Here is a 3,203-nt window from a genome sequence, read left to right as displayed (position 1 = left end):
GAATGGAAATTTTTTCTTTCTTCCAGACATCGATAATTTTTTGGCGAAAATCTACAGAATAGGGTCTCATAGGAAGCGGGTAAGTTCTATTATTTGTCTATTTGCTTTCCATTGTACCTCATAGCTCCAAGAATTGCTATAGTATATTCAGAGATACTCAATAATCTAGAATCAAAATCTCCCAGATTAATTTATCGAGGTTTTGCTCATGCTTTTTCGTCCTACTTGGCTCGGCACTTTATCGCTTGCCCTTGCCTTAAATTGGCCCCTTAGTGCCTCAGAAACCTGCGTCCCGATACCTTTGATCGGTGGTCAAGGAAACCAAGTAACCAAGACCGTTTCTCAACCGACCGTTCCCAGTGTGTTCGGTGTCGATATCACTCGCAATAACTGGAATACCGATTGGGCGGTTCCGAGCGATCGCAACTGGCAAAAATTCGTGGCCACTATATCCTCGGATGAGGGTGGTTCCTTCGATATCCAGATGTACCTCAAGTACAGCGATCAAACCACGGGACAGTTTTTTAACCAACAAGATGTACGGATCGACCCGGGTAAACCCCTGACTATTACCGCCACACCGGAACCCAACGATGAACCCTATCAAGTCAATCTTTTTATCGGTGGTGTCAACCATTTCGGCAAGACCTACACGGTAACCGTTGTCGGCTGCTACCGCTAGATCGTTTTTTTAATAGTGAGGAGTGAAAAATTATGGGATTCTCGCCATGCCGCCTGCTGATCTGGACTTTGTTCGGTTTATCGTTTCCCGTCCCCAGTGTTCTTGCCGAAGCGATAGATGACGGGAAAGCGATCGCTACCGTGACCGTTGCCCCTTCCTTCTGCGAGGGTTTTACCCCCTTGACCAATAGGGTCGCCCCCTTGGTATTCGAGGGGGAAACCCGAACCGAGGAATTACCCGACAGTGCCTGTGCCAAGGATCTGGCGGGAGTAGGAGCGCCCGTTTTGCCAGCCTCTCCCCTCACAGAACCCACCCCGGCTGCGACCCCGATCGCAACGGAAAATCCCGCTCCCCAGGGGCAAGAGGATCGAGGTTGGCAGATTAAATTTCAGCCCTACGCGACCATTCCGATCAGTACCTACGGAACCGCAACGGCCCGGGGACGTACCGTCAGCTATCATCTCGATCTCGGGGAAGTGTTACAATCGCTCCGGGTGACGGGTAGCGCGCGCGTGGAAGCCTGGAACGGTCGTTTCGGTTTGATTTTCGACGGTTATTACGCCAGCTTGAGAAACGTGATCGACCGGCAGAAGACAAGGGTTCGACAGCCGAATTTTATCGACTCCTTGAATTGGTTGCTGAGTCGGGATGCCAGCCAGAGAATTCAAAAAGCGATCAATGGACTCGAAGGCATTTCCCAGTCGGTCGATCGGATACAAGGATTAAAAGAAGAGGGTAGCTTTCAAGAGGCAGGAGACAAAATTCGAGCGTTACGACAGGATATCGCCCTAAAAACCGAACAATTAAGCCAATTACCAGCGGCGGCCGAAGAAGTGCGCGATCAGATACGGCAGGAAGTCGCCCTTCGGGAGGAACAGTTACAGGAACTGGAAACGGCGATCAATAACGCTCGGCAACGTTTTCAGCAAGAGATCGTTCCGAAAATCGAGCAGGCGCAGGAACTGAAGACGACCCTCGCAGAAATTCGACAGGAGGTGCAGCAAGAGGTCGAGCGAAAAGCCGAGCGCTTAAACGAATTTAAACAGGCTCTTGACAGCCTTCAAGGACAATTGGCCGAACGCCAGAATACTTTACAAGAAATGGTCGTAAAAATTCAGACTCTCCCCGACGTGGATATAGGTGAGATTCGGGATAATATCGATATTCGAGATCTCCGGGATTTAGAGAAGAAAATAGCAGAATTACCCCGCGATCCTGCCTTTAGCGATCGGCTAGGAAATTTACAGGATTTTCAAGAAAAGCTCTCGCAAATACAGGAAGCACTGGCTAGAGGGCAGGAAAAAATTCAAGAATTGCGGGGGTTAAAAGATAGCGAACCCCTGCAACAACTGCAAGCGAAGATTCAAGAGTTACGGGAGCTAAAAGATAGCGAACCCCTACAACAACTACAAGGGAAGATTGAGGAGTTGCGGCAGACTAAAGATAGCGAAATCCTCCAACAATTGCAAGCAAAAGTTCAGGAGCTACAGCAGTTAAAAGATAGCGAACCCCTGCAACAACTGCAAGCGAAACTCCAAGAGTTACGGGGGTTAAAAGATAGCGAACCCCTGCAACGACTCGAACAAGAAATTCAGAACGCCCGAGAATCGCTCGAACAACTAGAACAAACAATGCAACAGGTACAAGAATTCGCCGACAATCGCCAATTACAGCAACTCGAAGCGGATTCGGAAACAAACCTACAATTCGATCAGGGCATCTACGATTTCGCCGTCAGTTACCACATCGGCGATCCGATCAGCCACGAACTGCCCGAAAAACCCTCTAATCGCTCTTTTCCCTTAATTTGGTTCCAGCCCTATGCGGGCCTTCGTCTCAATAGTATCAGTATCGATATCGAGCAAACGCTTACCGTACAACTATCCAGTCCCCTTGTCAACTTCAGCCAAACTTTCCAACAAACCTTCAGTCAGGGGAGAACTTGGTTTGAACCGCTCCTCGGCGGTAAATTTGGGGTACAGGTGTCCGATCCGATCACTTTATGGATTCGGGGAGACGCTTCCGGTTTCGGGCTGGCCGGCGATACAGATCTAAGCTGGAACCTCCTCTTTGGAGTCGATTGGTGGGTGAATCGCCAAATTTCCCTGCAATTCGCCTATCGTTTCTACGGGATCGAGTATAAAAACGGTAGTGGCGATAACGCGTTCGGTTTTACGGAAAACTTTAACGGACCCTTTCTCGCCGCCACTTTTCACTTTTAACTTAGTGTCAGCATTCATCCCTCGCGCTTAGCGCGATGGGACGGGGCTTTTAAAGGGCCGAAGTAATTCCCCCCAGGGCTCCCCTCATGAATGCTGACTTTGTATATAGACAATTCCTCAAAAACTATGTTATCATAGTTTTAGTTTCTTGATAACTTTTATGTACAAAGCGTACAAATTCAGACTTAAGCCTAATACCGAGCAAGAAATAGCCTTAGCAAAAAGCTTTGGTTGTTGTCGTTGGTTTTGGAATTATTCCCTGAATTTATGCCAAGAAACCTATAAAACCACAGGAAAAG

General features: G+C 48.4%; 3 protein-coding genes. All 3 read left to right on the top strand.

Features of this window, described 5'->3' with window-relative positions:
- The first annotated feature begins 208 nt into the window (after positions 1-208).
- The gene (locus IM322_RS00605) at positions 209-682 is read left to right on the top strand and encodes a hypothetical protein (RefSeq protein ID WP_287675513.1); all 474 of its coding nucleotides are present in this window, start codon (positions 209-211) and stop codon (positions 680-682) included.
- Between the two features lie 32 nt (positions 683-714).
- Positions 715-2,904 carry a coiled-coil domain-containing protein gene (locus tag IM322_RS00600; protein ID WP_287675514.1) on the top strand — a complete coding sequence of 730 codons (2,190 nt, stop codon included), beginning with the start codon at positions 715-717 and terminating at the stop codon, positions 2,902-2,904.
- 160 nt (positions 2,905-3,064) lie between these two features.
- A partial coding sequence (locus tag IM322_RS00595) for a helix-turn-helix domain-containing protein (RefSeq protein WP_287675515.1) occupies positions 3,065-3,203 on the top strand: 139 nt, incomplete at its 3' end.

The sequence above is a fragment of the Microcystis sp. M109S1 genome (genome assembly GCF_020247025.1).
Taxonomy (GTDB): Bacteria; Cyanobacteriota; Cyanobacteriia; order Cyanobacteriales; family Microcystaceae; genus Microcystis.
The sequence above is the reverse complement of the archived record's forward strand: the minus strand, read 5'-3'. Positions and strand labels throughout refer to the sequence as shown.

What these genes read in the sequence shown, in the direction of transcription:
- IM322_RS00605 (WP_287675513.1), top strand. Translation starts at nt 209, where the DNA reads ATGCTTTTTCGTCCTACTTGGCTCGGCACTTTATCGCTTGCCCTTGCC.
- IM322_RS00600 (WP_287675514.1), top strand. Translation starts at nt 715, where the DNA reads ATGGGATTCTCGCCATGCCGCCTGCTGATCTGGACTTTGTTCGGTTTA.